Below are 24,878 nucleotides of genomic sequence, written 5' to 3'. Positions count from 1 at the left end.
GTTCATCCTGAGCCAGGATCAAACTCTCCAATAAAGTTAGTTTGTCTAGCATCTAAAATAAAAATTGACGTTTCACGTTGTTTGTTTCGTTCAGTTTTCAAAGAACTACTTAGTCGCTCATTCGCGACTTCCTTATGTTAACATCTTCATTTTTCAATGTCAACTAAGTTTTTTAATTTCTTTTTTGTCGTTTTCTGCGTTTCCGCATCAGCGACGGTTATTAATATATCATGCAGTATATACAGGGTCAATACTTTTTATAAAAAAATTTCACATCCCGTTAAAAACTGAAAAACCGCTGTAAAAATCCTTATAGCGTCCATTCATTCTTCATGGCCCCCCTCCTATTCATTTCATATCTTATCCCTTTATCAATTTACACGAGAGTGAAAATTCTAAATTTTATGTTATATTATTAGTATAGGAGCGTGGTGAGAATGAGCATTAAGTATTCAAACAAAATCAATAAAATCCGGACCTTTGCATTAAGTTTAGTATTTATCGGCCTCTTCATTGCATACTTAGGTGTCTTTTTCCGCGAAAACATTATTATTATGACAACGTTTATGATGGTTGGCTTTTTAGCTGTTATCGCTAGCACTGTCGTTTACTTTTGGATTGGTATGTTATCTACTAAGACTATCCAAATTATTTGCCCAAGCTGTGATAAGCCAACCAAAATGCTCGGCCGTGTCGATGCATGTATGCACTGCAATCAACCTTTAACACTAGATCGAGATCTAGAAGGAAAAGAATTTGATGAAAAGTATAATAAGAAGAGTTATAAATCATAAGTATCAAGGGAAATACGAATTTGCAACACTACAAACGTTTCAACTCATTAAAAAGTTGATTTCTTAAAAAATCAACTTTTTAATTGTTTTATTAAATTTATTACACCTATTTTTTCGAAATAACAGTAAACATCCCTGTCATATTAGGCGAATAATCTTTAAAATCATATTTTTCGTAGAATGATGTTTTACCTTGCGACGCAAACAAACCAATGAATGCTTTATCTGGAGCATTCTGATTTAAGTATTCTACTAAAGTATTCATTATTTTCTTTCCAATACCATTCTTTTGATACTCTGGATGAACCACTATATCTTGAATATAGAAATAGATAGCCCCATCACCAACAATTCTCCCCATGCCGATGATTTGATTATTATCCTTGACTGTTATACAGTAAATCGAATTTTGAAGTGATATTTCCGCCACCTCAAAGTTCATATAGTTAGTCCATCCCACAGAATCACATAAATATTTATATTCTTCCAATGTTGGAATGTTATTTTTAATCTCATATTTCTTCAAAATGTCCCCTCCCAGAATTCATTTCCACCAATACAAAGTAAATTCGACAAACTTTTATCTAACCCTCCTTACTAACTTAGCACTGTAAATCCCGATTAACCTCACGCTAATCCTTATATAATAAAGAAAGAGGCTGACGTATAGCCGTCAGCCTCTTTCTTTATTATATATTACGCCTTATGACACTCTGGACAAACGCCATAAATTTCTAAGCGATGACTATTGATAACGAAGCCTGTCGTTTTCGCAGCTTCCTCTTCCAGCTTTTCCAAGCCTCCATAAGGAAAATCAACAATCTTACCACATTTTTCGCAAATCACATGATAATGTTGACTTGTAACATAATCAAATCTACTTGAAGCGTCTCCATAAGTTAATTCCTTTACAAGTCCAACCTCTTTAAACACACGTAAGTTATTATAGACAGTTGCAACACTCATATTTGGAAACTTACCTTCTAATGCTTTATAAATATCATCCGCTGTTGGGTGCGTCATTGATTCCACAAGGTACTCTAAAATAGCATGACGCTGTGGAGTAATGCGTACACCCGTATTTTTCAGCATTTCTAGCGCTTCTTTTAATTCTTCTTTGACCACCGTCATGCACCCCGATTCTATACGGATTATTATTTTATAATTCTTATAAAGAGTGTACTCCTTTTCTTATAAATCGTCAATATTTCTACTATAAGTATGTAGTTTATTTTTATATTCAGGACTTGTTTTTATGTATCTTTCCCTTTTTTCTTCATATATTCCATAGAAAAAAGTGCGACATAATCGCACTTGGAATACTATCATCTGAGGAGGTATGCCCTACACATCCACTTTATGTAAGGCAGTAAAATATGTATAGACATTTGCCTTGTTTCTGCATATTTTATCCCCAATGTAGATTTATTTTATATAAGAAAGAACATCCTCAATATGTCCTTTCACTTTCACTTTACGCCACTCTTTTACAAGTTCACCGTCTTTATTAATAAGGAATGTAGAACGCTCGATTCCCATATACTCTTTCCCAAAGTTCTTTTTTAACTTCCAAACATCGTATAACTCTGCTACTTTATGATCTTCATCTACTAAAAGTGTAAATGGCAATTCATGTTTCTCAATGAATTTCAAATGTCTATTCGCTGAATCAGGACTTACTCCAAGAATAACCGTATCCTTCTCTTGAAATACTCCATACGCATCACGAAAATCACATGCTTCAGTTGTACATCCTGGCGTCATATCTTTGGGATAAAAATAGAGAACTACATTTTTACCGCGGAAATCAGCTAGGCGAACTTCTTCTCCATTACTTCCCTCTAATGTGAATTCTGGTGCCATTTCTCCTACTGTAATCATAGTTATCACTCCTACTCTTTTCCTTTACTATAACAAATGCTTCCTTATTTTTCATTGTCTATTACAGACCTCATCACAAAAGCAAAAGGGAGTGTATATCCAATTAGCGCTTCTGCGATTGCAATCCATCGCCCAATTCCAATCGGAGATATGTCACCATATCCAACAGACAATAAAGTAACTGCGCTAAAATATAAACAAACTTCGACGAGTTGAAAAGAATGAGCGTTCAAACTTTCTCCGTCCTCTTTCAAAACTGCGAAACCCATTTCCTCTAATACAACGTAACTTAATCCAAATGCGATTAGTACTGTTGTATAGATTAAAAATAATGTGGCCAAATTATAGAGCGAAAAAAAACGCGTTGAATCCGAATAGGAACTCCATAATAATTGGACACTTTTCAAAATAGCGATTGCTGCAATTAATAGAATAAATCCCCATAACATGTCCTCCACCTCATTTTATATGTATGAGGTGGAGAACTGATTTATCCCTTAGAAACGAACAAGCTTCTATAATTAATTACCCGCGCCTCGATACCTTTTTACCCCTTGGTTCCAGAGGGTGATTGCAATCGTAAAACAGATAATACCAACAATTGGCGTCGCAAATGCATAACTATTCCATTCTGTTTTTCTTAAAAAGTATGCTGCTGGATATACTCCAACAAACGCAAACGGTAAAACGAACGTTAAAATGAAACGAATTACACGATTATAAATATTAACAGGATAGCGCCCGTAATTACCTATGTTATACATAAGAGGCATAATTGAACTTTTCGCATCCGACCAAAAACCAAGGCTCGCCAACGTAACAAATATCCCTCCATATACAAGTGCTCCTCCTCCTACCATCAATATAAATAAGAAGAAATCATACCAGTAAAAAGATAATTGTAACTCCACAGCTGCATATCCCATTACAACAATCCCTGTAATAGCTCCAATTAAAGATTCAAGTTCCATTCTTTCTAATATAATTTGAAATAGGCTATGGATCGGTCGCGTTAATACACGATCCATCTCCCCTTTAATAATGTATCGATCATTAAAATCCCATATATTAAAGAAAGCTGAAAAGATGGCAAATGGTACTAAAAAGAAACCATAAATAAAGATTACCTCTTCTCGACTCCATCCCTTCAATGCTTGTGTATGCCCAAATACAACGAGAATAAATATTAAATTAACTGCTTGAAGCGATAAATCAGAAAGTAAACCAACGATAAAATCGCCTCGATACTCCAATTTCGTTTTTATATATTGACTTGCATATTGTAAAAATAAGTTTATATATAGCATCTCATCATCCCCCTTGTACAATTAGACGTTTTCTCGCCGTTCTCCACATGAGTACAATTGGAATAATAAGTACAATCGCCCAAATCACTTGAAATACTAAAGCCTCATACAACTTACTCCCCTGTATACCTTCAGAAAAAATCATACTTGGAATATAACTAATAGCCTGAAACGGTAAAAACATCATTGCTTTTTGGGCCCATAACGGATAAAAACTAATTGGTAATAATAGACCTGAAAATAAATCAATAACAACGCGTTTTGCATACATAATTCCACTATTATTAAATAGGAAAAACGTAAGCATTCCCGTCATTAAATTAATTTGTGTATTAATAATAAAGCTAAATATTAAAGATAAGAAGAAATATAACCAAGTTTGAAAATTCGTTGTAATTTGCAACGAAAATAATAACGTAACGATAACCATGCCTGGAATGGAAAAGAAGGCAAAACGGAATATTCCCTCGCCAAGACCTTGCATAACTTTCATTCCCAAATAGTTATACGGACGAATTAATTCTACAGCCACACGTCCTTCTTGAATCTCCATCGCAATTTCCCTATCTATATTATTAAAATAGAAGGCACGTGCCATCCACGCGATTGCGATATACGTGGTCATTTGCGAAATAGATAAACTTTCAATATTCTCTTTTCCGCTATAAATTGCTTGCCATAAAAAATAGTAAGCACCGATATTAATCGTATAAATTAAAATCCCGCTATAGTAATTTGTACGATACGCAAGCATCATTAAAAAGCGAATTCGAATCATTTCAATATACTTACCCATGCGTAATACCTTCTTCATAAATGTTACGAATAATTTCCTCTGTAGACACTTCGTTAATTTTTAAATCTTTAATTTGAAATGCTTGTACTACTTTAGAAATAAGCATTGAAATAATAACTTCTTCATTCGGAATTTTTGCAACCCATGCATTTTCCTCTTTCGCTTTCGACCAAACGACATGATTATCTGGCATAACCATTGATAAAGCCTGATAGGAAACTGGTGCAACAAACTGAAAGTGAATTTCCTTCTCTGCTCCCCACTGCGTACGAAGATTACTTAAAGAACCGTCATACATAATATTCCCTTCATCCAGCATGATAACGCGCTCACATAAAGCTTCAATATCAGTAATATCGTGTGTTGTTAATAAAATTGTTGTTTTATAACGTTCATTCATTTCTTTTAAAAATTCACGTATTTTCAATTTCACAAGTACATCTAACCCAATTGTTGGCTCATCTAAAAATAATAACGGTGGATTATGAATTAAGGCTGCCGCTAATTCACAACGCATCCTTTGACCAAGAGATAATTTTCGAACTGGTTTATCTAATAAAGGCCCTATATCTAACGTTTCAATTACGTGCTCCATATGCTCCTTATACTGAGCGTCTGATACACCGTACACTTTCTTTAATAAACGAAACGATTCTTGTACTGCAATATCCCACCAAAGTTGCGAACGCTGTCCAAAAACAACACCAATTGTTCTTACAAATTCTTCTCTTTGTTTATGTGGGTTCATTCCATTTACTGTGATTTGCCCTGATGTCGGAGTTAAAATCCCCGTAAGCATTTTAATTGTTGTTGATTTACCAGCACCGTTCTCACCGATATAACCAACCATTTCACCTTGCTTTACAGTAAAAGATACATCATTTACTGCTGGTACTATTTTATAATTACGATTTAATAAATCGCGAAATGCACCCTTTAAGCCCGGACGACTTGAATAGGCTGTAAACTCTTTACGTAACCCTTGTACCTCAATTACCGATTTCATAATCGGACCCCCCTCCTAAATGTCACAACGAATAGTTTACCCAACTGCCTGCGCTATCACAAACAATACGTCTTTTCGAAAAACATGTTAGAATAATACATAGATTTTTGTAAGGAGATGAATTGTAGTGAAATTCACAAAGTCAGAAGCATTACATAAAGAAGCTTTAGAGCATATCGTGGGCGGTGTTAATAGTCCTTCTCGTTCTTTTAAAGCAGTTGGCGGCGGCGCTCCTGTTGCTATGGAACGTGGGAAAGGCGCTTATTTCTGGGATGTAGACGGAAATAAATATATCGATTATTTAGCAGCATACGGTCCTATTATTACTGGACATGCTCATCCGCATATAACAAAAGCAATTACAACAGCTGCTGAAAATGGGGTACTTTATGGAACACCAACAGCGCTAGAGGTAAAATTCGCAAAAATGTTAAAAGAAGCAATGCCTGCATTAGATAAAGTCCGTTTCGTAAACTCTGGTACAGAAGCAGTGATGACAACGATTCGTGTTGCTCGTGCTTATACAGGTCGCACAAAAATCATGAAATTCGCTGGTTGTTACCACGGTCATTCTGATTTAGTACTTGTGGCAGCTGGATCTGGTCCTTCTACTTTAGGAACTCCTGACTCAGCTGGCGTACCACAAAGTATTGCACAAGAAGTTATTACTGTTCCATTTAATAATGTAGAAACTTTAAAAGAGGCTTTAGATAAATGGGGTCATGAAGTAGCAGCTATCCTTGTAGAACCGATCGTTGGAAACTTCGGTATTGTAGAGCCTAAACCAGGATTCCTTGAAAAAGTGAATGAACTTGTTCACGAAGCTGGCGCATTAGTAATTTATGATGAAGTTATTACTGCTTTCCGCTTTATGTACGGTGGTGCTCAAGACTTACTTGGTGTGACACCTGACTTAACAGCGCTTGGTAAAGTTATTGGCGGCGGCTTACCAATCGGTGCTTACGGTGGTAAGAAAGAAATTATGGAACAAGTTGCTCCGCTTGGACCTGCATACCAAGCTGGTACAATGGCAGGAAACCCTGCTTCTATGGCATCAGGTATCGCTTGTCTAGAAGTGCTTCAACAAGAAGGGCTTTATGAGAAATTAGATGAACTTGGTGCAATGCTTGAAAAAGGAATTTTAGAACAAGCAGCGAAACATAATATCGACATTACATTAAACCGTCTAAAAGGGGCTTTAACTGTATACTTCACAACAAATACAATTGAAGATTACGATGCCGCACAAGATACAGACGGTGAAATGTTCGGTAAATTCTTCAAGCTTATGCTTCAAGAAGGAATTAACTTAGCACCTTCTAAATACGAGGCATGGTTCTTAACTACAGAACATACAAAAGAAGATATTGAATATACAATCGAAGCTGTCGGCAGAGCATTTGCTGCCCTAGCAGACAATAAATAATCCCGTCATTAAAAGGAAAAAAGAAAGCTCACCTTTCTTTTTTCCTTTTTTCTATTTCATAAATTCCGTATTAATAGTATAATTATTCATAATTATCCGTTTTATACTCTTTTACAGCATTACTATCTCTGTGTACAAGGTGATTCGCACCTTAAATAGTAAGATTATTCTAACTTTTACAAGAGGGGGGATTGACGGATGCTCAATAAAAAAAATACATGGACACCGTCTTTATTTCGAGATTATAGAAATGCAGAACATGATGCGTGTGGAATCGTTTCCGTTATGGAGAAACGAAAAATTGCTACAAAAGAAAACATTGACCTTTGCATACAATCACTCGTCAAAATGAATCATAGAGCTGGTTTCATTAATGGTGAGGGCGATGGCATCGGCATTCACATTGATATACCAAAAACGCTTTGGAATGAAAAACTAAAAAGTAGCGGATATAATCCAACGATTGTGGATCATCCCCACTTTATCGTTGGACATTTTTTTCTAAATAAAAAAGAAGACATTACTGCCTTAAAAGATTATATTCGTACGCAATTAAACAACAAAAACTTTACTATCATTTTCGAAAGTGATGATGTAACAAACTCAGATGCACTCGGTCCACTTGGTAAACAAGAAGAACCTTTATTTTGGCAAGTTGCCCTTATCGCAGAAAACGAAATTACAAATATTGAGCAAACATTATTTTCTGTCACAATAAAAATAGAGGAAAACGAAGCAATTCATGTTGCTTCATTAAGTCGTAATCATGTTGTATATAAAGTTCTAGGTGCTGGTGATACGCTTGTTGCCTACTATAATGATTTACAACATCCGCTTATCGCTTCAACTATGACATTAGGACATAACCGCTACTCTACTAATACATTATCTAATTTTTTTCGTGTACAACCATTTAGCATTCTCGGACATAATGGTGAAATTAACACAATTGCGAAATTACGCGATCAAGCTGAAATGATTGATGTACCACTTACTGCAGGAGGCAGTGACTCTCAAGATTTAAACCGCACCTTAGAAACCCTACTTGTTCAATACAACTACAGCTTATTTGAAGCAATGGAAATTCTATTCCCACCAATTATTAATGAAATTAAACTTTATGAAACACCTTTACAAGATTTATATACGTATATACGTGAAGCGTGGGGACATTTTGCCCAAGGACCAGCTGGCATCATTTCCCGTTTTAAAGATGAAGCTGTTTTCAGCGTTGATTCCCTTGGATTACGCCCAGTATGGAAAGTAGAGACAGAGAGCTCTTATATTTTCTCTTCTGAACCTGGAGTTGTATCACCAACTAAATATGTAGCAGAACCAAAACCACTCGCTCCTGGAGAAAAAGTCGGATTAAAATGGAATGAACAAGATGAACTTGTTCTTTATGAATATGACAAATATCAAATCCAAGTATATAACCGTTTTAAAAAGCGAATTGATACTACCAATTACCATTTAAATTTATCTATCCCTGAAACGAAAAAAATCCAAGGGCTATGTGATTCTGTTCAAGTTGAAACGAAACAATACGTCGCTTTCGGATGGGACCGAGAACATATTCAACTCCTTGAACAGATGGCAACAAAAGGCGTTGAGCCAATACGCTCACTTGGGCATGACTCACCACTTGCCGCACTTGATACTGATAGACGAAATATCGCTGACTTCATTAAAGAAAGTGTAGCTGTTGTTACAAACCCTGCAATTGACCGTGACCGTGAAATTGAACACTTCTCTACACGTACTGTACTTGGAGAGCGTCCAAGTTTATTAAGCGGCGCAAAACGGCCATTTGTAGTTGAAATGCTTTCACCAATTATTTTAGAAGGCAGCGTGGCACAACCTATTGCAGAGGAATTACACACAATTACGTACGAACAACTCATAGAGCTATTTAAAACTCATAACTCTATCGCCACAATCTCTGCTACATTCAGCTCGTCAGAAACTCTACAATGTGCATTAAGCCGCATTAGTTCTGAAGCGATAGCTGCTGTTAACAATGGTGCTTCCCTACTAGTATTAGATGACGTAAAAGCCCATCTAAATGAAAGATTGTGGATTGATCCACATTTAGTTACTGCTAAAGTACATCAAGCATTAAGTGAAAATAAATTACGCCGCAATTGTTCTCTCGTTATACGTTCTGGTGCCCTTCGCTCCTTACATGACATTGTCACGCTATATGGATTAGGAGCAGATAGTATTAATCCATATTTATTATTCGCGACTGTAAATGATGGAACAAAAACACCAATTACGAATCTGTATAATGCACTTAATAAAGGATTAGAAAAAGTCATTTCAACAATTGGAATTCATGAGTTACGTGGTTACGGACGTCTCTATTCATCTATTGGGTTACATGAAGAAATCGCAAATATATTACAGATTACAAATTTCTTCGGTTCAAATGATTTAGCTTTTTCACTTGAATCACTTGCTGAAGATGCAAAAATGCGAGCGGATGATTATAACAATCCTAAAATTAGAATGCGAAAATCATTTCATATATTCCCGCGAATTTGGAAAGCAATCGGCGATGTTGCAAAAGGAAATTCTTATGATGATTACCGTGACAAGTTAAGTGAACTAGAAGAGAATAATCCCATCGCAATCAGACACCTTGTTCAAACGAAACAAACAAAACATGTCGTTCCAACTGAAGAAGTATCTATCGGCATTAAAAATCATGATTTTCCATTTATTATTAGTTCTATGTCATTTGGTTCTCAAAACGAAATTGCCTTTCGCGCATATGCAGAAGCGGCCGATCAGCTAAATATGATTAGCTTGAACGGTGAAGGCGGCGAAATTAAAGATATGATTGGAAAATATCCACATACACGTGGACAACAAGTGGCATCTGGGCGATTTGGAGTAAATGCCGAACTACTAAACTCATCGAACTTAATTGAAATCAAAATCGGTCAAGGCGCAAAGCCTGGGGAAGGTGGGCATTTACCTGGTTCAAAAGTAACAGCCAAAATCGCTGAAGCACGTAATGCGACAATTGGCTCAGATTTAATTTCACCTTCTAATAACCATGATATTTATTCAATTGAAGATTTAGCTCAAATGATTACGGAAATTAAAACAGCTAATCAACTTGCCAAAGTAGCCGTGAAAGTCCCTGTCGTTCCTAATATCGGAACAATTGCTGTCGGTATCGCCAAAGCTGGTGCTGATTTTATTAACATTAGCGGATTCGATGGCGGAACAGGTGCTGCACGTATTCACGCCTTGCAACATGTAGGTCTTCCTGTAGAAATTGGTGTTAAAGCCGCTCACAACGCTTTATTAGAAGCGAGCATGAGACATAAAGTAGAGATTTGGGCAGATGGTGGTATTCGAAGTGTAAATGATGCCTTGAAAATCATGCTTCTCGGAGCAAACCGTATTGGATTTGGCACACTATCAATGATTGCAATCGGCTGCACTACTTGCCGTGGGTGTCATCTAGATACTTGCCATGTCGGAATTGCAACACAAATCGAGTCTGAAGCACAAGCAAAGGAACATGGGTTACGCCGCTTCGTCCCACGCGAATTAGAAAGCGCAGTTACTGGCCTGCTAAATTTATTCACCTCTTTCGGTATAGAACTAAAACGATTAACAGGACAGCTTGGGTATACAAATTCACAAGCAATTGTTGGGCGTTCTGATTTATTAGAGCAAGTTCGAGGCGAAAATTTATTAAACTTACGTAATTTATTACAAATAATAGAACATCCATCTGTTACAACAACAGATGGTGTACCAGAAAAACAATTTAAGACAGTTCATTCCGCTGACTCAAAAGAATTAGTAGGCGTTGGTGTAGAGCAACGCGTTATGGGTGGTCTAGAATCATGTTATCGCGTTCGCAGTAAACTATATGAAGCTACTCAACTTGAACCACTTACATTAAAGTATACGAATGGTTCTATTCCCGGAAATGGGTTAGGCGCTTACAATAGTGAAAATTTATTTATACACGTAAATGGCGGCGCACAAGATGGCATTGGTAAAACTTCCTTTGGTGGTGGGATTTATATAACGAAATCAAAAGGAAAAGACGGATTATATTATAACGGTTCTGTCGGAAAAGGATTTGGATATGGTGCACAAAAAGGGGCACTATACGTGCAAGGGAACGCTGATGCTCGCGCTGGCATTCGCCTTTCTGGGGCAGACATGATAATTGGAGGTAGAATAACAAAACCACTCCGTGAAAAAGAGCAAGGAAATATAGGGTCATACTCCAATATTAAAGGTTTTGCTTTTGAATATATGACAAATGGGCGAGCGCTTGTTTTAGGTGACCCTGGTCCATGGATTTGCGCTGGCATGACTGGCGGTGTTGTTTATTTGCGTCATGATTCAAACTTAGGCCTAACAGAACAGGCCTTAAAAAGAAGAATTGCAAAAGGCGCAAATGTTACATTACAACCAATTAGTAAAAATGGTTTGAAAGATGTAACTGAATTATTGCTAGACTATATTCGTGTACTAAACGAACATGAGCAATATGAGGAAGTTGCTTTATTAACAGCATTATTAGATGATATACAGAACCAGTTTTTTGAGATTATCCCGAAAAAAGAACAGGCAGACCCATCTATCTCAACAGAGTAAAATGAGTAATTTTCATTATTAAGAAAAAATTGACGAAGTACGCTTCTCATAGTAATCTATAGTAACAATTTGAGACCTGCTGAAATTCAGCAGGTTTTTTTACTAAAAACTGATGTTTAAAAGGAATTAGGAAAAATTATAAAGTGAAACTTTAATTAGCCTACACCAATCGAGCGTTTACCGGCATCTAGCTTCTAATTTTTGAGGCAGGAATCTTACTACTCACAATTAGCGGGATAAAATAAACACTAATTTCTTTTAACGTCACTAAAATATCACTTGCTAACATATTGTAATGAATGTATAGTATCATGTTGTACATTCATTATGACAAGAGAAAGGATCTTATTAAGGGTATGAAACTTGGTGCTCGCATTTTAAAAACGGGTATTGCCATCACGTTAGCTTTATTTGCTTGTATTTTACTTCAATTACCGAGTCCGGTATTTGCGGGAATTTCAGCTATCTTTGCTGTTCAACCGTCTGTATACCGTTCTTATTTAACAGCACTTGAACAAATTCAAGCAAATGTAATTGGTGCGATATTTGCTATCGCATTTGCTACTGCTTTTGGACATAATCCTTTTATTATTGGATTAACATGTATATTAGTAATTGCTCTTACATTACAATTACGATTAGAAAACACAATATCAATTGCTTTAGTAACAGTTATCGCCATTATGGAGTATCAAGGCGAAGATTTCTTTAGTTTTGCCTTACTTCGATTTGCGACGATTATGATTGGTATTATTGCGGCTTCACTTGTAAATTTAGTATTTATGCCGCCAAAATATGAAACAAAACTTTATCATCGTATCGTTGATAATACAGAAGAAATTGTAAAATGGATTCGAATGAATAGCAGGCAGGCTTCTGATTTTACAACGCTAAAAACTGATATTGATCGTATGAAAGAAAAAATGATTAAACTAAATCATTACTATTTGCTGTATAAAGAAGAAAGAAGCTATACGAAAAAAGTAAAGTTCGCAAAAATTCGTAAGCTCGTTTTATTCAGACAAATGTTAGCGACAACAAGCCGTGCTTTAAGTACGTTAAAATCATTACACCGTACTGAAAATGAACTGCGCTATATGCCGGAAGAATTTCAGGAATCTATCCAAAATGAACTTGACTCATTAACGCATTATCATGAACAAGTTTTATTAAAATTTATTGGTAAAGCAAAAAAACAACAATCAGTTGAAATGCTTGATGAAGTTGAAACAGGTAAACAAGAATTAATTGATATCTTTATGGAATATCAAAATAAGGACGATGAAGAAGCATATAAAACATGGTTACATCTCTTCCCTCTTATTTCTTCCATCATTAACTATAGCGAAGAAGTAGAGCATTTAGATTTGCTTGTAGATAGCTTCTACACATATCATAAACCAGAAAAAGAACTCCAAATCGATGATAAAAAAGAAGACGAATAAAAAAACAGCTCCTTTTACGCTAAAGGAGCTGTTTCTGTTATATGTTGAAGTTGATATAAATTGTAATAAAATCCTCTTTTTCGCATTAACTCTTCATGAGAACCAGTCTCTTTAATCTCACCGTCTTCAATGTAAATAATCGTATCAACATGCGTAATCGTCGCTAATCGATGTGCGATTATAATCGTTGTCCGGTCAGCAGCTAACGTCTGAAGCGCCTCTTGAATATACCTTTCATTTTCTAAATCTAATGCTGAAGTTGCTTCATCTAATATAAGTACCGACGGATTCTTTAGAAACACTCGTGCAATTGCCACGCGTTGTCTTTGCCCGCCTGATAGCTTCACACCACGTTCTCCAACGACAGTATTATAACCATCTGGTAAGTCTATAATAAAATCATGAATTTGCGCAGCTTTGGCAGCTGCAATCACTTCTTTCTCTGTAGCTTTCGGATTTCCATATAAAATATTAGCTCCAATTGTATCGCTAAACAATAAATTATCCTGCAGTACAATTCCAATATGACTACGCAAATTTCTCATATTGTACTTTCTTACATCTATGCCATCTACATAAACCGCGCCTTCAGAAACATCATAGAAACGCGGGATCAAACTAGCAAGAGATGACTTTCCTCCCCCACTCGCTCCTACAAGCGCTACTTTCTCTCCAGGCTGCATAGTTAATGACAAGTTGTGTAATATCTCTTTTTCATCTGCATTATAACGAAAAGAAACATTGTCAAATACAATTTCTCCATTTAATTTTTTCGTTTGTACCGCATTTGGTACATTAACAATATCGTATTTTTCATCTAACAGTTCAAACACACGGTCCATCGATGCAAAAGATTGTGTTAATGTTGTAGATGAATTAACAAGGCGGCGAAGCGGACTATATAAACTATCCATATATCCAACAAAAGCTACCATCGTTCCTAGCGTTAACTGCCCTTGAATTACTTCATATGCTGCAAAACCAATCACAAGTAACGGACCTAAATCGGTTAACGTATTTACTGCCGAAAATGTTCTTGCCGTCCAACTTGTATGGGTTAATGCTTTCGTTAAAAATTCATTATTTCTTTTTTCAAACTGCTTCCCCTCATACTCTTCTAACGCAAAGCTACGTGTCACTTGCATTCCTTGAATACGTTCATGCAAATACCCTTGCATCGTCGCTAACGCTTGTGAACGCTCTTTCGTCAATTTCCGAAGACGTCCGAAAAAATATTTCACTGCAATTACATAAATAGGTAAAATCAATAACGCAACAAATGTTAATTTTATATTCATAGAAAACATAACAATGATAGCAATAGCAATTGTTGCAGTATCTAACCAGACGTTCATCAAACCAGTAATTACAAAATCCTTCGTTTGTTCTACATCATGGATGACACGCGAAATAATCTCCCCTGTTTTTGTATTGGAGTAATAACGTAAACTTAACTTTTGTAAGTGACCGAAAATATGCTTCCGCAAATCATACAGTATTGTATTTGCGATACGTTGGGCGAAATATTGACGATAATATTCAATCGGTGGTCTTAATACCGCAAAAATAAAAAAAGCAATTCCAATCGCTGTTATTAATTGAGATGTTTTATCTTGAAGTGAGCCCGCGCCTTGAATTACATCATCGATAATATACTTTAATAACCACGGCATAATAAGTGGGATACCGAACTTAACTAGTCCAATAATAATTGTAATAGCAATAAGCCATCGATATGGTTTAACAAATTGTAAATATCTTTTTATGCCTTGCACATAATCCCCCCTCTAATAGGACAAACCTGCCGGGAAGCCCCCTGCAGGTTTGTTTTAATTTCTGTACATTAAATATCGTTCATACCACATATCTACGAAGTCTGGTGCAAATGGACCTTTTCTTTGATGAATCCACTGTGTTAAATGTGCTACATTTCGTTTTAAAATTGTATCAATAACAGGTGGATACTGCATAATTTGACTATGTTTTTCATACTCATCTTCATCTAGAAGCGTATATGTCATATCTGGATATACTTTAATATCTAAATCATAATCAATATACTTTAATGCTTCAGGATCATACGCAAAAGGTGAGCTTAAATTACAATAATAATATACGCCATCTTCCCTAAGCATCCCAATCACATTAAACCAATAGTTGGCATGAAAATAACAAATTGCTGGTTCACGAGTAATCCATGTTCGGCCATCCGATTCTGTAACTACTGTACGATCATTCGCTCCGATTACAAGACTCTGTGTCCCTTTTAAAATTGTTGTTTCTTCCCACATTCTATGAATGGAGCCATTATGTTTATAACTATGTATTTGTACTTTTTCTCCTTCTTTGGGAAATCCCATATATGCTCCCTTCTTTCAACTGCAAATGCCCTTTGAACGGCATTCACTTTTTTTCTATTATAACTTTTTTGTCGAAATTTTAAAACTAAAGGGATAAGACTCTATTTTTCAAATTGAATATGCAGGAGGTTTATCGTTGAATACTATGCCCCAACTCTTCTTAAGAGATAGGGATTGTACTGCATTATTTATAAGCGAGGACATGTAATAGAAAAAGCCCTTCTCTATTTCCATACAAAGAAGGACTTTTCACCTGAAGATAACAATATATCTTACCCTAAATTTGAAATCATTTTTTCAGTTGCAAAAGATTGAATTACACTATTCGTTTGTTCTTCAAATTTCTCATGTAACATCTTCAACGCTACTTCTGTTCTATATATTTCCTGACGGATAAAATGCAGTTCTTTTTTATCGCACGTATCTTTTTCATTCATTTCGATTTGTTGATACTTCTCTAGATGTGCTTGTAACTTTAACAACTCATCCATCGTTTCTAATTGCTCCCCTACCAACTTATCAAAATCGTTCATTACTTACCCCCTTTTGGACTTATTCATCAGTTATTATTCCTAATTACATAATTCTAATTGTTAACTTCCTTCTCCTTTGACTACATTTGTTGACTTATTAGAAGTTATGTCGTTCGCTTTCTTTTCATTACAACGATCCACGCAAAAAGAAAACACTTCTCCCGAATTAGAGAAGTGTTTTTCTTTCATTACTGATTTGAGCTAGAAGATTGTGATTGTTTTGCAGCTGACTTAGCATTTTGTTTTTTCACAGAATGCACGTCTGTTTCAGTTGCAAATTCTGTACCATAACTAGCGTTTGCACTTTGTGCACCAGAAGCTTGTGCTTTCTTTGCTTCTGATTGTGCGTTTGCTTGTTTTACAGCTTGTACATCTGTTTCAGTTGAAAACTCTGTACCATAACTAGCATTTGTACTTTGAATGCTAGCACCAGAAGTTGCTTTGTTATAACCTTGTTGTTTTTTACTCATCTTTCTCACCTCCACAATCAATAATGTAACCAATTCACTTAAAAGCTATCCGTAATTTTCTTTTTTAAAATTTCCGCATATAACTTTTGTTACTCATTCAAACTATAGAAAATGGAGGTGTAAATATGTATATAGGACGCGATATGACTGAACTAACGATGATTTCAAAAAATGAATGGAAAGAAGATGAATTAGCTTATTTTCATCACTCACTACAACAGGTTCTGCCTTATTTAAATGTAGAAGGGCAAAGTATTTACAAAGAAATTGTAGTAGAAATCGAATCAAGAGGCGGCTTACAAGAAGGTGAAGCTAGTTGGACTCATGGGACAAAAATTTCTTACGATTAAAAAAGTGTTCCCTAGATTGGGAACACTTTTTTTATTTATTGCATTGTAATTTTCTCCACACAATTTTCATAAATAGTACGGTGTGATTTTGAGAAAGGTAATTGCTCAAATACCTCTTTTGATACAAATTTTAATGTATCTGTATCAACAATATTACCGGTTACTTTTCCGTAAAATACAAATATATCCCAAGTACGATGTGTAAACGTATGTTGTACATTCATTGCGTATTCATCAATAGAAACCTCGAGCTCAAATTTTTCTTTCATATAATCTATAAGCTGTTCCTTCTGATTTCGAATACCTTCTCCAAGTTCCACATTCGGAAACTCCCACATGTTAGCTAACAAACCTGTACTTGGACGTTTATTAATAACGTAACGACCGTCTTCAGTTTGAAGTACACCTGCAACAATAGGTACCATTTTAGGAGCTTTCGCTTTACTTTTTACTGGTAATTCTTTTTGAACACCTTCAGCATATCCTCTGCAATGTTCACGTACAGGACAAAGTAAGCATGCTGGATTTTTCGGAATACAAATTAGTGCACCTAATTCCATCAATCCCTGATTAAAATAAGATGGGTTTTCTACTGAAATAATTTCACGCACAATCTCTTCAAAAACTTTTCGAGTCTTTGGTTTTGCAATATCATCCCATACTGATAAAATACGAGATAATACACGCATAACATTTCCATCAACTGCCGGCTCTGGTATACCATATGCGATACTTAAAATAGCACCTTTTGTATATGGTCCCACTCCTTTTAACTTTTCAATTTTCTTTACATCACTTGGTACAACTCCGCCGTATACTTCTTTTACCTCTTTTACTGCCGCATGTAAATTACGTGCTCTAGAATAATATCCTAAACCTTCCCATGCTTTTAATACTTCTTCATCATCTGCGTTCGCTAACGCTTCAAGTGTAGGAAACTTCCCCATAAAATTTGCGTAATATGGTTTTACAGCTTCTACTCTTGTTTGCTGTAACATAATTTCAGAAACCCAAACGCGGTATGGATCTTTATTCTTTCTCCATGGTAAGTCGCGCTGTTCTTCTTCAAACCAACCAATTAAATCATTTTGAAACTGCTCTATATTAAAATTGTTTAGTATTTCAAGTGTCAAACTTGATCCCCCTCATTTTTTTGCATATAAGTACTATTATAAAGATTTTAGGAAAAAATTTAAGTAAGATGATACAGGAAATAGAAGGCAAAGGACTTGAGGTATCGAATAAAAAGAGTTACATTAATAAAAAACGGAGGTGGATTTCTATGGACACAGCCACTCACCTTGTTATGGGTATCACTTTAGGTAGCTTAGCAACATTAGATCCAACCATAGCACAAAGTGATATTGGCCCCCAAGCTGTTATGCTTGCTACAATTGCTGGTTCCAACATTCCTGACATTGACACAGTTTTAAAATTGCGTAATAACGCTAAATATATAAGAAATCATCGTGGAATTACTCATTCTATTCCTGCGGTAATTCTTTGGTCATTCCTTATAAGTGGCATCTCTTTCGCCTTCTTTTCAGACGCTCCATATCTTCATCTACTGCTTTGGTCATTTATTGCTGTCTTCCTTCACGTCTTTGTAGATATTTTCAATGCCTATGGTACACAAGCATTACGGCCTTTCACAAAAAAATGGGTCGCACTCGGCGTGATTAATACATTCGATACCGTAATTTTCTTTATCCATATACTTGCAATTGCTTGCATGCTCGTCGGTTCTCATAAGGGATATACAGCTTTAGCGGCATATATATTAATGATTGTTTACTATATCGGACGGATTATGATGCACAGAAATATAAGAAGCGTTGTACACAAACGTTTCAAAAATGTCGAAAAGATTATCATTTCTCCTTCTTACCGATTTTACCATTACCATTTAGCAATCGTTACGGCTGATTATTACTACGTTGCGAGATGGCACCGTGGTAACATCATGATATATGATAAGTTCGATCGGGTACCGTTCCCAGACAATAATATTATGCGAGCAGCTAAACAAGATGAAAACATCTCGGCCTTTCTATCTTTCTCTCCTGTATATCGCTGGGATATTTTTGATCATGACCATTATTATGAAGTACGATTCATTGATTTACGATATCGAAGTAAAGATTATTATCCATTTGTTGCAATCGTTCAGCTCGACCACAATTTAAATATTATTAGTTCCTATACAGGATGGATCTTTAGTGAAGAAAAGCTTCGAAAAAAACTGGAATTACTTCCACATTAAAAAAAGCGACTTAAGTCGCTTTTTTAATGTTTCAAATGATCTTCTTGATTAATTAAATGACTATACTTCGGATTATTTGTACGCATTTCATGAAGGCGTACACCATGATTATTAATCCATGATCGTACCACTTGTTCTGTCATTTCATCGCCTTGATAACGACCTGATTTTGCATAAGTTGTTTGAAAATCTTCCCATAGTAACTCAACCCACGCACGAGCTTGTGCGTAAGAAAGCTTGTCATTCTTGTCTAATAATTCTTTCGTTAATGTTTCATAAATATCATTCATATTATAATCTCCTTTTACCTATTTATCCCTTCATTTCTAAAGGATAGTTTCTTCAATTTTGCACATTCTATAATTGATACTTCTTAAAGAGGTATCAACCGATAATGAGGAGGGCGTTCGTAATGGGTAAACAAGCCGAATTTTGGTCTGAGTCAAAAAACAACAGCAAAATCGACGGTCAACCGAAAGCGAAATCACGCTTCGCTTCGAAACGACCTAACGGCACAATTAACACGCACCCACAAGAACGTATGCGTGCTGCAAATCAGCAGGAAGAGTAATACAAATTAAATTAACTTCCTACACGAGGTGATAAAGATGAGCTACCGTGATCGCTTAGATAGTCGTTCTGAATTATTTAACCATACGTGGACTCGTCCAAAACATGCGAAAGCGCAAGTTAACGGACAGACGCAACAAACCCAGTCTCTCATTATATTGGCAAATGAATGTAAAAAACGCCAATTTTAGAATCTCCTATCTCCTTTAACGCCTACCAAAGATGAAAACCAGAGAGATATATGCTCTCTGGTTTTTATTTTTCTTGCAATAAGGAAATTGGTATGCCAATCTCTTCATTATCATTTTGCTTATATCCCCAAGCAAATACCCCATTGAAATACGTAATTTTAAATAATACACCAGGTTCTTCTACTAATTCATATGTTTCACCAATACGGAATTTGTTTATATCCGTCATATAAGCACGAGCCATTGCCATTTTTCTCATTAATACATCAAATTCATTGACAATCCCAAGCTGCTCAGCTTTTACTGCTTGCTCCTTCAAAGCGCCAATTTCTTCCCTTAGCTCATGCGGTGTCATTTCACTGTAGCGTTTTGGCATATTCATCTTATTCTCCTCATTCCTCTTCGCGTTTCATTTGCAAAAATATCTCGATTTCATCAATAGAGAATCCTTTTCGATATAACGCTTGTTTCATCTTGTTTTCAAATGTCCATCCATCATGCTTCTTATATTTCTCATAATATTTATTCCCATGATAGTGTAACGCTTCTTGTTGCTTTTCGTCATCTTTTTCGTCTTTCAATTCTTCCAAACAAATTTGAATTACTTCTCTAGAATATCCTTTTCGAACAAGCATCTCATCTAACTTTAGTTTCATTTGTAAAAAAGAATGTTTTTGATAAGATTTTTTCTTCTTCTCTATGAGAAACAAGGCATTCTCAATTTGCTTTTCCTTCGGATATTCTTGTAAACTATGTGTAATAATTAAATCCTGAACACCTTTATTTAATAACTCTCTTTTAATAACAGTTGGACCTTTTCGATTCACATTACTTTGCGTTCGCGTATATAAAACAGCATACTCTTTATCATTAATATATCGGTCATGTAATAATTTCGAAACGACTTCAGAGATGATGGCCTGTCCCACTTCTTTTTTTCGTAAAAAATCTTCTATTTCTTGTTTTGTTCTCATTTGATAGGATAAATAGGAGATTGCTTGTAAATATGCTTTTTGCACTTCTTCATTGTACAAAATATTTCCTAACTCGATTTCATCAATTTCTAAGCCTTTTTGTAATCCATGTTTTATTAAGATTACTTGATCCACACTAAATCCGTACTCTTCGCCTTGACCTTTATCAATATAAATATTAAATCGTTCTTTCGATCGTTTTTGTACTTCTATTTTTGTAATGACAGCCATACTCTCACCTCTCTATTATTTTAACATAGTCGAGGAACATTTTTTCTTTTCAAGAATATATATAATGAGGAGGAAATACTTGTGAAAATCGCAATTTCTGGTGGTACAGGCTTTATCGGTAAATCCCTTTCTACTTTTTTTATTCAAAAAGGATATACTGTTTACATTCTCACACGAAAAAAAACTACTGAAACTTCCGATCCTAACCTTCAGTATGTTCAATGGACACCAGATTTACAAACCTTCCCCCTCTCTTCTATTGATGTAGTTATTAATCTAGCCGGAGAGTCTATTAATAGTAGATGGACAAAGCAACAAAAGAAAGCCATTTTAAACAGTAGAATTCAAACAACAAAAGGACTCATTAAACAATTGCAGGGACTCCATACAAAGCCACACACATTTATTAACGCAAGTGCTATTGGATACTATGGAACGTCTGAAATAGAGTCTTTTACAGAACAGCATGAGACTCCTGGAAATGACTTTTTAGCAAATACAGTATATTCATGGGAACAAGAAGCATCTAAAGCACGTTCTCTCGGAATACGAACAATCTACGCAAGATTTGGAGTTGTATTAGGTGCAAATGAAGGAGCTCTTCCAAAAATGCTACTTCCCTATCAATTCTATATCGGCGGCACCATTGGTTCTGGGAAGCAATGGTTATCATGGATTCATATAGACGATGTCGTTCGTATGATGGATTTCATTATACACAAAAAAGAAATTGATGGTCCTCTTAATATGACAGCACCAACACCTATAAGAATGAAGGAATTTGGAGAAACCATTGCAACTATAATGAAAAAGCCTCATTGGTTGCCTGTACCTTCTTTTATCATTCAAACTTTATTAGGTGAAATGAGCATACTTGTACTAGAAGGGCAACGTGTATTACCCATTAAAGCAATTGAACATGGATACCAATACACATTTCCAGAAATAGACCATGCATTACAAAATATACTTTCGCATACAATGTAGTACTTCTAAAACACAATTTTACATGGGCTCTTTCAAAACTTTCATTTTCTAGGATCCGAAGCATTACCATACAAATAACCTTTCAGTTACTTTCCCTTAACTTCCATTAGCATTATAAAGTAACAGAAATGAGGTACCTATGAAAATATTGCTCAAACAAGCCATTGTATACCCTATTACATCTCAAAAGTTTCAAGGAGATGTACTCGTTACAGGAGAGCGAATTACCGAGGTCAAACCTTTTATTCCACCTACTCAAGATATGACCGTTATAGATGCACGAGCACTCCATCTCTTACCTGGCTTTATTGATGTCCATACTCACCTTGGTCTCTATGATGAAGGTACTGGTTGGGCTGGAAATGATGCCAATGAAACATCTGAAGTTTCAACACCACATATTCGTTCTTTAGATGGAATCCATCCTTTCGATATTGCCTTTCAAGACGCTGTACAAAACGGAATTACAACCGTTCACGTTATGCCTGGCAGTCAAAATATTATCGGGGGTACTACTTGTGTAATAAAAACAGCTGGAACTTGTATTGATCATATGATTATTCAAGAACCTGCTGGTTTAAAGATTGCCTTTGGAGAAAATCCTAAAAAAGTCCATAGTAATGGAACAAAAGAATCCATTACACGTATGGGGATTATGGGGTTACTTCGGGAATCATTCTATGAAGCACAACACTACGGGCACGAAGCTGATTTTCGAATGCTTCCTATTTTAAAAGCATTACGTCGTGAAATACCCGTACGTATCCACGCTCACCGAGCAGATGATATTAGTTCTGCTCTACGCTTTGCAACAGAATTCAATCTCGATTTACGCATTGAACATTGCACAGAAGGACACTTTATTGTTGAAGAACTTTCAAAACACAATTTGAAGGTTTCAGTCGGTCCCACTCTGACACGCCGTTCTAAAATCGAACTAAAAAATAAAACATGGGATACTTACCATATATTATCAAAAAATGGTGTGGAAGTTTCTATCACAACAGATCATCCTTATACACCCATTCAATATTTAAATGTTTGCGCTGCTGTTGCAGTAAGAGAAGGGTTAGACGAGAAAACAGCACTAGAAGGAATCACCATATTCCCAGCACGAAATTTGCGTTTAGAGGATAGAATTGGAAGCATCGAAGTTGGAAAAGACGCCGATCTCGTGCTATGGACTCATCATCCTTTCCATTATTTAGCCAAGCCTGTACTAACTATGATTGATGGAAAAATAATTTACAAAAAAAATAAAAAAAACTAGTTTATTTTTTTGACTAGATAAAGTATTATACGATTATAAACTAAATGAAACCATAATCAATTTGTGTCGTGATTATCATTTTCAAATTGATGAATGGGGAAGGCAAATGGTGCGCCACCAGCGTTAGAAACTGGTTCTAGTGGGTTCGATTCCCACCCCGAAATTTTTTAAAGATTGATATAAAAATTTCGAGGGTGGGGTGTTTTTTCGTCATGCTACCCTCGTGTGAGGAGGAGTTAGTATGTTGAAAAAACGCGACTTACACGACAGCCACGTTCTATACGAGTTAATGGTGGATCCAGCTGTCTTCCCTTTTGTGCGTCAAAAGGCTTATTCTTATGAAGAATATTTATTCTTAACGAAACAAACGATTGAAGCTGAAGAGCGTGGTGAATTAATTTCACGCACAATTTTAGATGAATGGGGTAACCCTATCGGAACAATTACTTTATTTGATGTGCAAGAAAAAGCTGGATTTCTCGGGACATGGCTTGGCAAACCATATCATGGAAAAGGCTATAACAAATTGGCAAAAGATTCATTTTTTAGTGAACTTTTCTATGAATTAGATATTGAAACAATTTTCATGCGTATTCGTAAAATAAATATTCGTTCTATTAAAGCTGCAGAAAAACTGCAATATGTGAATCTAGCAAACGAAACAAGAAAAGCCGTATATGATGAAATTAACGCAAACGAAGAAGTGTATAACTTATATGAAATTCCAAAAGATCAATACACACTTGCTACAATGCGAGATACAACCTTCCAAGATGCTCATCAATTAAAAGAAGCGTAATCTAAATTTTCTGAAATGATAATCAATCGTTAACATTTTCCATATGCGTATATCCCCTCATGTCTTTGGAAACGATAAATAGTAACTTTAAGACACGAGGTGATTTGTAATGGATAAAAAGAAACGTGATAAAGCAAAAAACACATTATCTAGTACACAAGAAGTTCTCTATCAACGCGAATTTCAAAAAGCAGATCGTGCAGCAGGATATCGCTCGAAAAGCATTTAAAGTGAAAATGAATAATTAGAAGTTTCCCCCCTAATTATTCATTTTCATTACATAATTTTCTCGACTGATAGAAGTAAGCAAAAAAGCCCCTTATACATAAGGGACTTTTTTGCTGTGGACAACTTTATCCACAAAACCGATGAAATTGTTAGTAATTTTCAAAAACATTTAATATTTTTCTATATTAAAGCATATATCAGCTGTTTTAATTGTGGATATTTTTCTAAAAATTGTGGACAATGTGGATATATGTATTTGTCAATTAAAAATCCGGCCACATTACCATTGAAAGCCCAGCCACTTTTGTGAATTCTAATCAGTATCAATTTTTAATAAAACTGGCTGGATTTTCAATTATAAT

At 35.6% G+C, this 24,878-nt stretch carries 27 protein-coding genes; 12 read left to right on the top strand and 15 right to left on the bottom strand.

Going from position 1 to position 24,878, the window contains the following annotated elements:
- The first annotated feature begins 437 nt into the window (after window positions 1–437).
- Complete coding sequence (locus tag ACS2CR_RS27560; protein WP_000025058.1) at window positions 438–794, top strand: YgzB family protein; 357 nt, start codon at window positions 438–440, stop codon at window positions 792–794.
- 106 nt (window positions 795–900) lie between these two features.
- Here the strand turns inward: ACS2CR_RS27560 and ACS2CR_RS27555 are convergent, their stop codons facing one another.
- The 7 genes from ACS2CR_RS27555 to ACS2CR_RS27525 all read right to left on the bottom strand — a co-directional run bounded on the left by ACS2CR_RS27555 (window position 901) and on the right by ACS2CR_RS27525 (window position 5,784).
- Window positions 901–1,320, bottom strand: a complete 420-nt coding sequence (locus ACS2CR_RS27555) for a GNAT family N-acetyltransferase (protein WP_000759738.1) — start codon at window positions 1,318–1,320, stop codon at window positions 901–903.
- 170 nt (window positions 1,321–1,490) lie between these two features.
- Window positions 1,491–1,919 (bottom strand): peroxide-responsive transcriptional repressor PerR, encoded by a 429-nt coding sequence (gene perR / locus ACS2CR_RS27550; RefSeq protein WP_000237829.1) that lies wholly within the window; start codon window positions 1,917–1,919, stop codon window positions 1,491–1,493.
- Between the two features lie 300 nt (window positions 1,920–2,219).
- Window positions 2,220–2,675: a thioredoxin-dependent thiol peroxidase gene (gene bcp, locus ACS2CR_RS27545; RefSeq protein WP_000633710.1), complete on the bottom strand. Its 456-nt coding sequence runs from the start codon at window positions 2,673–2,675 to the stop codon at window positions 2,220–2,222.
- Window positions 2,676–2,719: 44 nt separating this feature from the next.
- Complete coding sequence (locus ACS2CR_RS27540; RefSeq protein ID WP_000964343.1) at window positions 2,720–3,124, bottom strand: potassium channel family protein; 405 nt, start codon at window positions 3,122–3,124, stop codon at window positions 2,720–2,722.
- A 72-nt stretch (window positions 3,125–3,196) separates the two neighbouring features.
- On the bottom strand, window positions 3,197–3,982 hold the full coding sequence (locus tag ACS2CR_RS27535) for an ABC transporter permease (RefSeq protein WP_000965772.1): 786 nt from the start codon (window positions 3,980–3,982) through the stop codon (window positions 3,197–3,199).
- 4 nt (window positions 3,983–3,986) lie between these two features.
- Window positions 3,987–4,778, bottom strand: coding sequence for an ABC transporter permease (locus tag ACS2CR_RS27530; RefSeq protein ID WP_000521519.1), 792 nt, complete (start codon window positions 4,776–4,778; stop codon window positions 3,987–3,989).
- The gene (locus ACS2CR_RS27525) at window positions 4,771–5,784 is read right to left on the bottom strand and encodes an ABC transporter ATP-binding protein (protein ID WP_000843658.1); all 1,014 of its coding nucleotides are present in this window, start codon (window positions 5,782–5,784) and stop codon (window positions 4,771–4,773) included. The genes ACS2CR_RS27530 and ACS2CR_RS27525 overlap by 8 nt, the downstream gene beginning before the upstream one ends.
- A gap of 127 nt (window positions 5,785–5,911) precedes the next feature.
- On the opposite strand from ACS2CR_RS27525, the gene hemL reads away from it, so the two are divergent.
- The 3 genes from hemL to ACS2CR_RS27510 all read left to right on the top strand — a co-directional run bounded on the left by hemL (window position 5,912) and on the right by ACS2CR_RS27510 (window position 13,290).
- Window positions 5,912–7,210, top strand: coding sequence for a glutamate-1-semialdehyde-2,1-aminomutase (gene hemL / locus ACS2CR_RS27520; protein ID WP_000673239.1), 1,299 nt, complete (start codon window positions 5,912–5,914; stop codon window positions 7,208–7,210).
- Between the two features lie 198 nt (window positions 7,211–7,408).
- A complete protein-coding gene (locus ACS2CR_RS27515) occupies window positions 7,409–11,845 on the top strand; it encodes a glutamate synthase-related protein (protein WP_053512340.1) in 4,437 nt (1,478 codons plus the stop codon).
- Window positions 11,846–12,201: 356 nt separating this feature from the next.
- Entirely contained in the window at window positions 12,202–13,290 is a 1,089-nt protein-coding gene (locus ACS2CR_RS27510; protein WP_000765787.1) for an aromatic acid exporter family protein, read from the top strand.
- A 14-nt stretch (window positions 13,291–13,304) separates the two neighbouring features.
- Here ACS2CR_RS27510 and ACS2CR_RS27505 read toward each other — a convergent pair whose 3' ends face one another.
- From ACS2CR_RS27505 to ACS2CR_RS27490, 4 genes are all read right to left on the bottom strand, one after another.
- Window positions 13,305–15,065 (bottom strand): ABC transporter ATP-binding protein, encoded by a 1,761-nt coding sequence (locus tag ACS2CR_RS27505; RefSeq protein WP_001161595.1) that lies wholly within the window; start codon window positions 15,063–15,065, stop codon window positions 13,305–13,307.
- A gap of 54 nt (window positions 15,066–15,119) precedes the next feature.
- Window positions 15,120–15,650, bottom strand: coding sequence for a nucleoside tri-diphosphate phosphatase (gene ntdP / locus ACS2CR_RS27500; protein ID WP_000506624.1), 531 nt, complete (start codon window positions 15,648–15,650; stop codon window positions 15,120–15,122).
- 272 nt (window positions 15,651–15,922) lie between these two features.
- On the bottom strand, window positions 15,923–16,183 hold the full coding sequence (locus tag ACS2CR_RS27495) for a YgaB family protein (protein ID WP_000997575.1): 261 nt from the start codon (window positions 16,181–16,183) through the stop codon (window positions 15,923–15,925).
- Between the two features lie 188 nt (window positions 16,184–16,371).
- On the bottom strand, window positions 16,372–16,653 hold the full coding sequence (locus ACS2CR_RS27490) for a gamma-type small acid-soluble spore protein (RefSeq protein WP_000039046.1): 282 nt from the start codon (window positions 16,651–16,653) through the stop codon (window positions 16,372–16,374).
- Between the two features lie 125 nt (window positions 16,654–16,778).
- Between ACS2CR_RS27490 and ACS2CR_RS27485 the strand changes: the two genes are divergently transcribed.
- Window positions 16,779–17,003: a hypothetical protein gene (locus ACS2CR_RS27485; RefSeq protein ID WP_000275436.1), complete on the top strand. Its 225-nt coding sequence runs from the start codon at window positions 16,779–16,781 to the stop codon at window positions 17,001–17,003.
- Between the two features lie 35 nt (window positions 17,004–17,038).
- Here ACS2CR_RS27485 and mutY read toward each other — a convergent pair whose 3' ends face one another.
- Entirely contained in the window at window positions 17,039–18,136 is a 1,098-nt protein-coding gene (gene mutY / locus ACS2CR_RS27480; protein WP_016111389.1) for an A/G-specific adenine glycosylase, read from the bottom strand.
- Between the two features lie 149 nt (window positions 18,137–18,285).
- On the opposite strand from mutY, the gene ACS2CR_RS27475 reads away from it, so the two are divergent.
- Complete coding sequence (locus ACS2CR_RS27475) at window positions 18,286–19,266, top strand: metal-dependent hydrolase (RefSeq protein WP_053512341.1); 981 nt, start codon at window positions 18,286–18,288, stop codon at window positions 19,264–19,266.
- Between the two features lie 23 nt (window positions 19,267–19,289).
- On the opposite strand, the gene ACS2CR_RS27470 is transcribed toward ACS2CR_RS27475, so the two are convergent.
- Complete coding sequence (locus tag ACS2CR_RS27470; RefSeq protein ID WP_000998166.1) at window positions 19,290–19,556, bottom strand: YfhJ family protein; 267 nt, start codon at window positions 19,554–19,556, stop codon at window positions 19,290–19,292.
- A 122-nt stretch (window positions 19,557–19,678) separates the two neighbouring features.
- Here ACS2CR_RS27470 and ACS2CR_RS27465 point away from each other — a divergent pair, with 122 nt between their 5' ends.
- Together ACS2CR_RS27465 and ACS2CR_RS27460 are read left to right on the top strand one after the other, a co-directional pair.
- Window positions 19,679–19,837 carry a small, acid-soluble spore protein K gene (locus ACS2CR_RS27465; protein WP_000517891.1) on the top strand — a complete coding sequence of 53 codons (159 nt, stop codon included), beginning with the start codon at window positions 19,679–19,681 and terminating at the stop codon, window positions 19,835–19,837.
- A gap of 37 nt (window positions 19,838–19,874) precedes the next feature.
- Window positions 19,875–20,027, top strand: coding sequence for a YpzG family protein (locus ACS2CR_RS27460; RefSeq protein WP_000122093.1), 153 nt, complete (start codon window positions 19,875–19,877; stop codon window positions 20,025–20,027).
- Between the two features lie 64 nt (window positions 20,028–20,091).
- Here the strand turns inward: ACS2CR_RS27460 and ACS2CR_RS27455 are convergent, their stop codons facing one another.
- The gene (locus ACS2CR_RS27455) at window positions 20,092–20,409 is read right to left on the bottom strand and encodes a YfhH family protein (RefSeq protein ID WP_001057024.1); all 318 of its coding nucleotides are present in this window, start codon (window positions 20,407–20,409) and stop codon (window positions 20,092–20,094) included.
- 10 nt (window positions 20,410–20,419) lie between these two features.
- A complete protein-coding gene (recX, locus tag ACS2CR_RS27450) occupies window positions 20,420–21,232 on the bottom strand; it encodes a recombination regulator RecX (protein WP_000268502.1) in 813 nt (270 codons plus the stop codon).
- Window positions 21,233–21,313: 81 nt separating this feature from the next.
- On the opposite strand from recX, the gene ACS2CR_RS27445 reads away from it, so the two are divergent.
- The 4 genes from ACS2CR_RS27445 to ACS2CR_RS27430 all read left to right on the top strand — a co-directional run bounded on the left by ACS2CR_RS27445 (window position 21,314) and on the right by ACS2CR_RS27430 (window position 24,517).
- Window positions 21,314–22,219: a TIGR01777 family oxidoreductase gene (locus ACS2CR_RS27445; RefSeq protein ID WP_000684380.1), complete on the top strand. Its 906-nt coding sequence runs from the start codon at window positions 21,314–21,316 to the stop codon at window positions 22,217–22,219.
- A gap of 139 nt (window positions 22,220–22,358) precedes the next feature.
- Window positions 22,359–23,489: an amidohydrolase gene (locus ACS2CR_RS27440; protein ID WP_000698314.1), complete on the top strand. Its 1,131-nt coding sequence runs from the start codon at window positions 22,359–22,361 to the stop codon at window positions 23,487–23,489.
- 241 nt (window positions 23,490–23,730) lie between these two features.
- Window positions 23,731–24,288: a GNAT family N-acetyltransferase gene (locus ACS2CR_RS27435; RefSeq protein ID WP_000914737.1), complete on the top strand. Its 558-nt coding sequence runs from the start codon at window positions 23,731–23,733 to the stop codon at window positions 24,286–24,288.
- A 109-nt stretch (window positions 24,289–24,397) separates the two neighbouring features.
- Window positions 24,398–24,517 carry a YfhE family protein gene (locus ACS2CR_RS27430; protein ID WP_000358482.1) on the top strand — a complete coding sequence of 40 codons (120 nt, stop codon included), beginning with the start codon at window positions 24,398–24,400 and terminating at the stop codon, window positions 24,515–24,517.
- Window positions 24,518–24,878 lie beyond the last annotated feature (361 nt).

This window comes from Bacillus cereus group sp. BceL291, assembly GCF_051776705.1.
GTDB lineage: Bacteria > Bacillota > Bacilli > Bacillales > Bacillaceae_G > Bacillus_A > Bacillus_A cereus.
Note: the sequence above shows the minus strand (reverse complement) of the source record. Positions and strands in the feature narration are given on the sequence as shown.

Bases quoted from the DNA above. Each gene is read 5' to 3' on its own strand.
- ntdP (WP_000506624.1), bottom strand. From the start codon at position 15,650: ATGGGATTTCCCAAAGAAGGAGAAAAAGTACAAATACATAGTTATAAA.
- ACS2CR_RS27485 (WP_000275436.1), top strand. From the start codon at position 16,779: ATGTATATAGGACGCGATATGACTGAACTAACGATGATTTCAAAAAAT.
- ACS2CR_RS27455 (WP_001057024.1), bottom strand. From the start codon at position 20,409: ATGAATATGCCAAAACGCTACAGTGAAATGACACCGCATGAGCTAAGG.
- ACS2CR_RS27475 (WP_053512341.1), top strand. From the start codon at position 18,286: ATGGACACAGCCACTCACCTTGTTATGGGTATCACTTTAGGTAGCTTA.
- ACS2CR_RS27440 (WP_000698314.1), top strand. From the start codon at position 22,359: ATGAAAATATTGCTCAAACAAGCCATTGTATACCCTATTACATCTCAA.
- ACS2CR_RS27490 (WP_000039046.1), bottom strand. From the start codon at position 16,653: ATGAGTAAAAAACAACAAGGTTATAACAAAGCAACTTCTGGTGCTAGC.
- bcp (WP_000633710.1), bottom strand. From the start codon at position 2,675: ATGATTACAGTAGGAGAAATGGCACCAGAATTCACATTAGAGGGAAGT.
- ACS2CR_RS27470 (WP_000998166.1), bottom strand. From the start codon at position 19,556: ATGAATGATATTTATGAAACATTAACGAAAGAATTATTAGACAAGAAT.
- ACS2CR_RS27540 (WP_000964343.1), bottom strand. From the start codon at position 3,124: ATGTTATGGGGATTTATTCTATTAATTGCAGCAATCGCTATTTTGAAA.
- ACS2CR_RS27525 (WP_000843658.1), bottom strand. From the start codon at position 5,784: ATGAAATCGGTAATTGAGGTACAAGGGTTACGTAAAGAGTTTACAGCC.
- ACS2CR_RS27510 (WP_000765787.1), top strand. From the start codon at position 12,202: ATGAAACTTGGTGCTCGCATTTTAAAAACGGGTATTGCCATCACGTTA.
- ACS2CR_RS27495 (WP_000997575.1), bottom strand. From the start codon at position 16,183: ATGAACGATTTTGATAAGTTGGTAGGGGAGCAATTAGAAACGATGGAT.
- ACS2CR_RS27430 (WP_000358482.1), top strand. From the start codon at position 24,398: ATGGATAAAAAGAAACGTGATAAAGCAAAAAACACATTATCTAGTACA.
- ACS2CR_RS27530 (WP_000521519.1), bottom strand. From the start codon at position 4,778: ATGGGTAAGTATATTGAAATGATTCGAATTCGCTTTTTAATGATGCTT.
- ACS2CR_RS27515 (WP_053512340.1), top strand. From the start codon at position 7,409: ATGCTCAATAAAAAAAATACATGGACACCGTCTTTATTTCGAGATTAT.
- ACS2CR_RS27435 (WP_000914737.1), top strand. From the start codon at position 23,731: ATGTTGAAAAAACGCGACTTACACGACAGCCACGTTCTATACGAGTTA.
- ACS2CR_RS27460 (WP_000122093.1), top strand. From the start codon at position 19,875: ATGAGCTACCGTGATCGCTTAGATAGTCGTTCTGAATTATTTAACCAT.
- recX (WP_000268502.1), bottom strand. From the start codon at position 21,232: ATGGCTGTCATTACAAAAATAGAAGTACAAAAACGATCGAAAGAACGA.
- ACS2CR_RS27465 (WP_000517891.1), top strand. From the start codon at position 19,679: ATGGGTAAACAAGCCGAATTTTGGTCTGAGTCAAAAAACAACAGCAAA.
- ACS2CR_RS27535 (WP_000965772.1), bottom strand. From the start codon at position 3,982: ATGCTATATATAAACTTATTTTTACAATATGCAAGTCAATATATAAAA.
- ACS2CR_RS27560 (WP_000025058.1), top strand. From the start codon at position 438: ATGAGCATTAAGTATTCAAACAAAATCAATAAAATCCGGACCTTTGCA.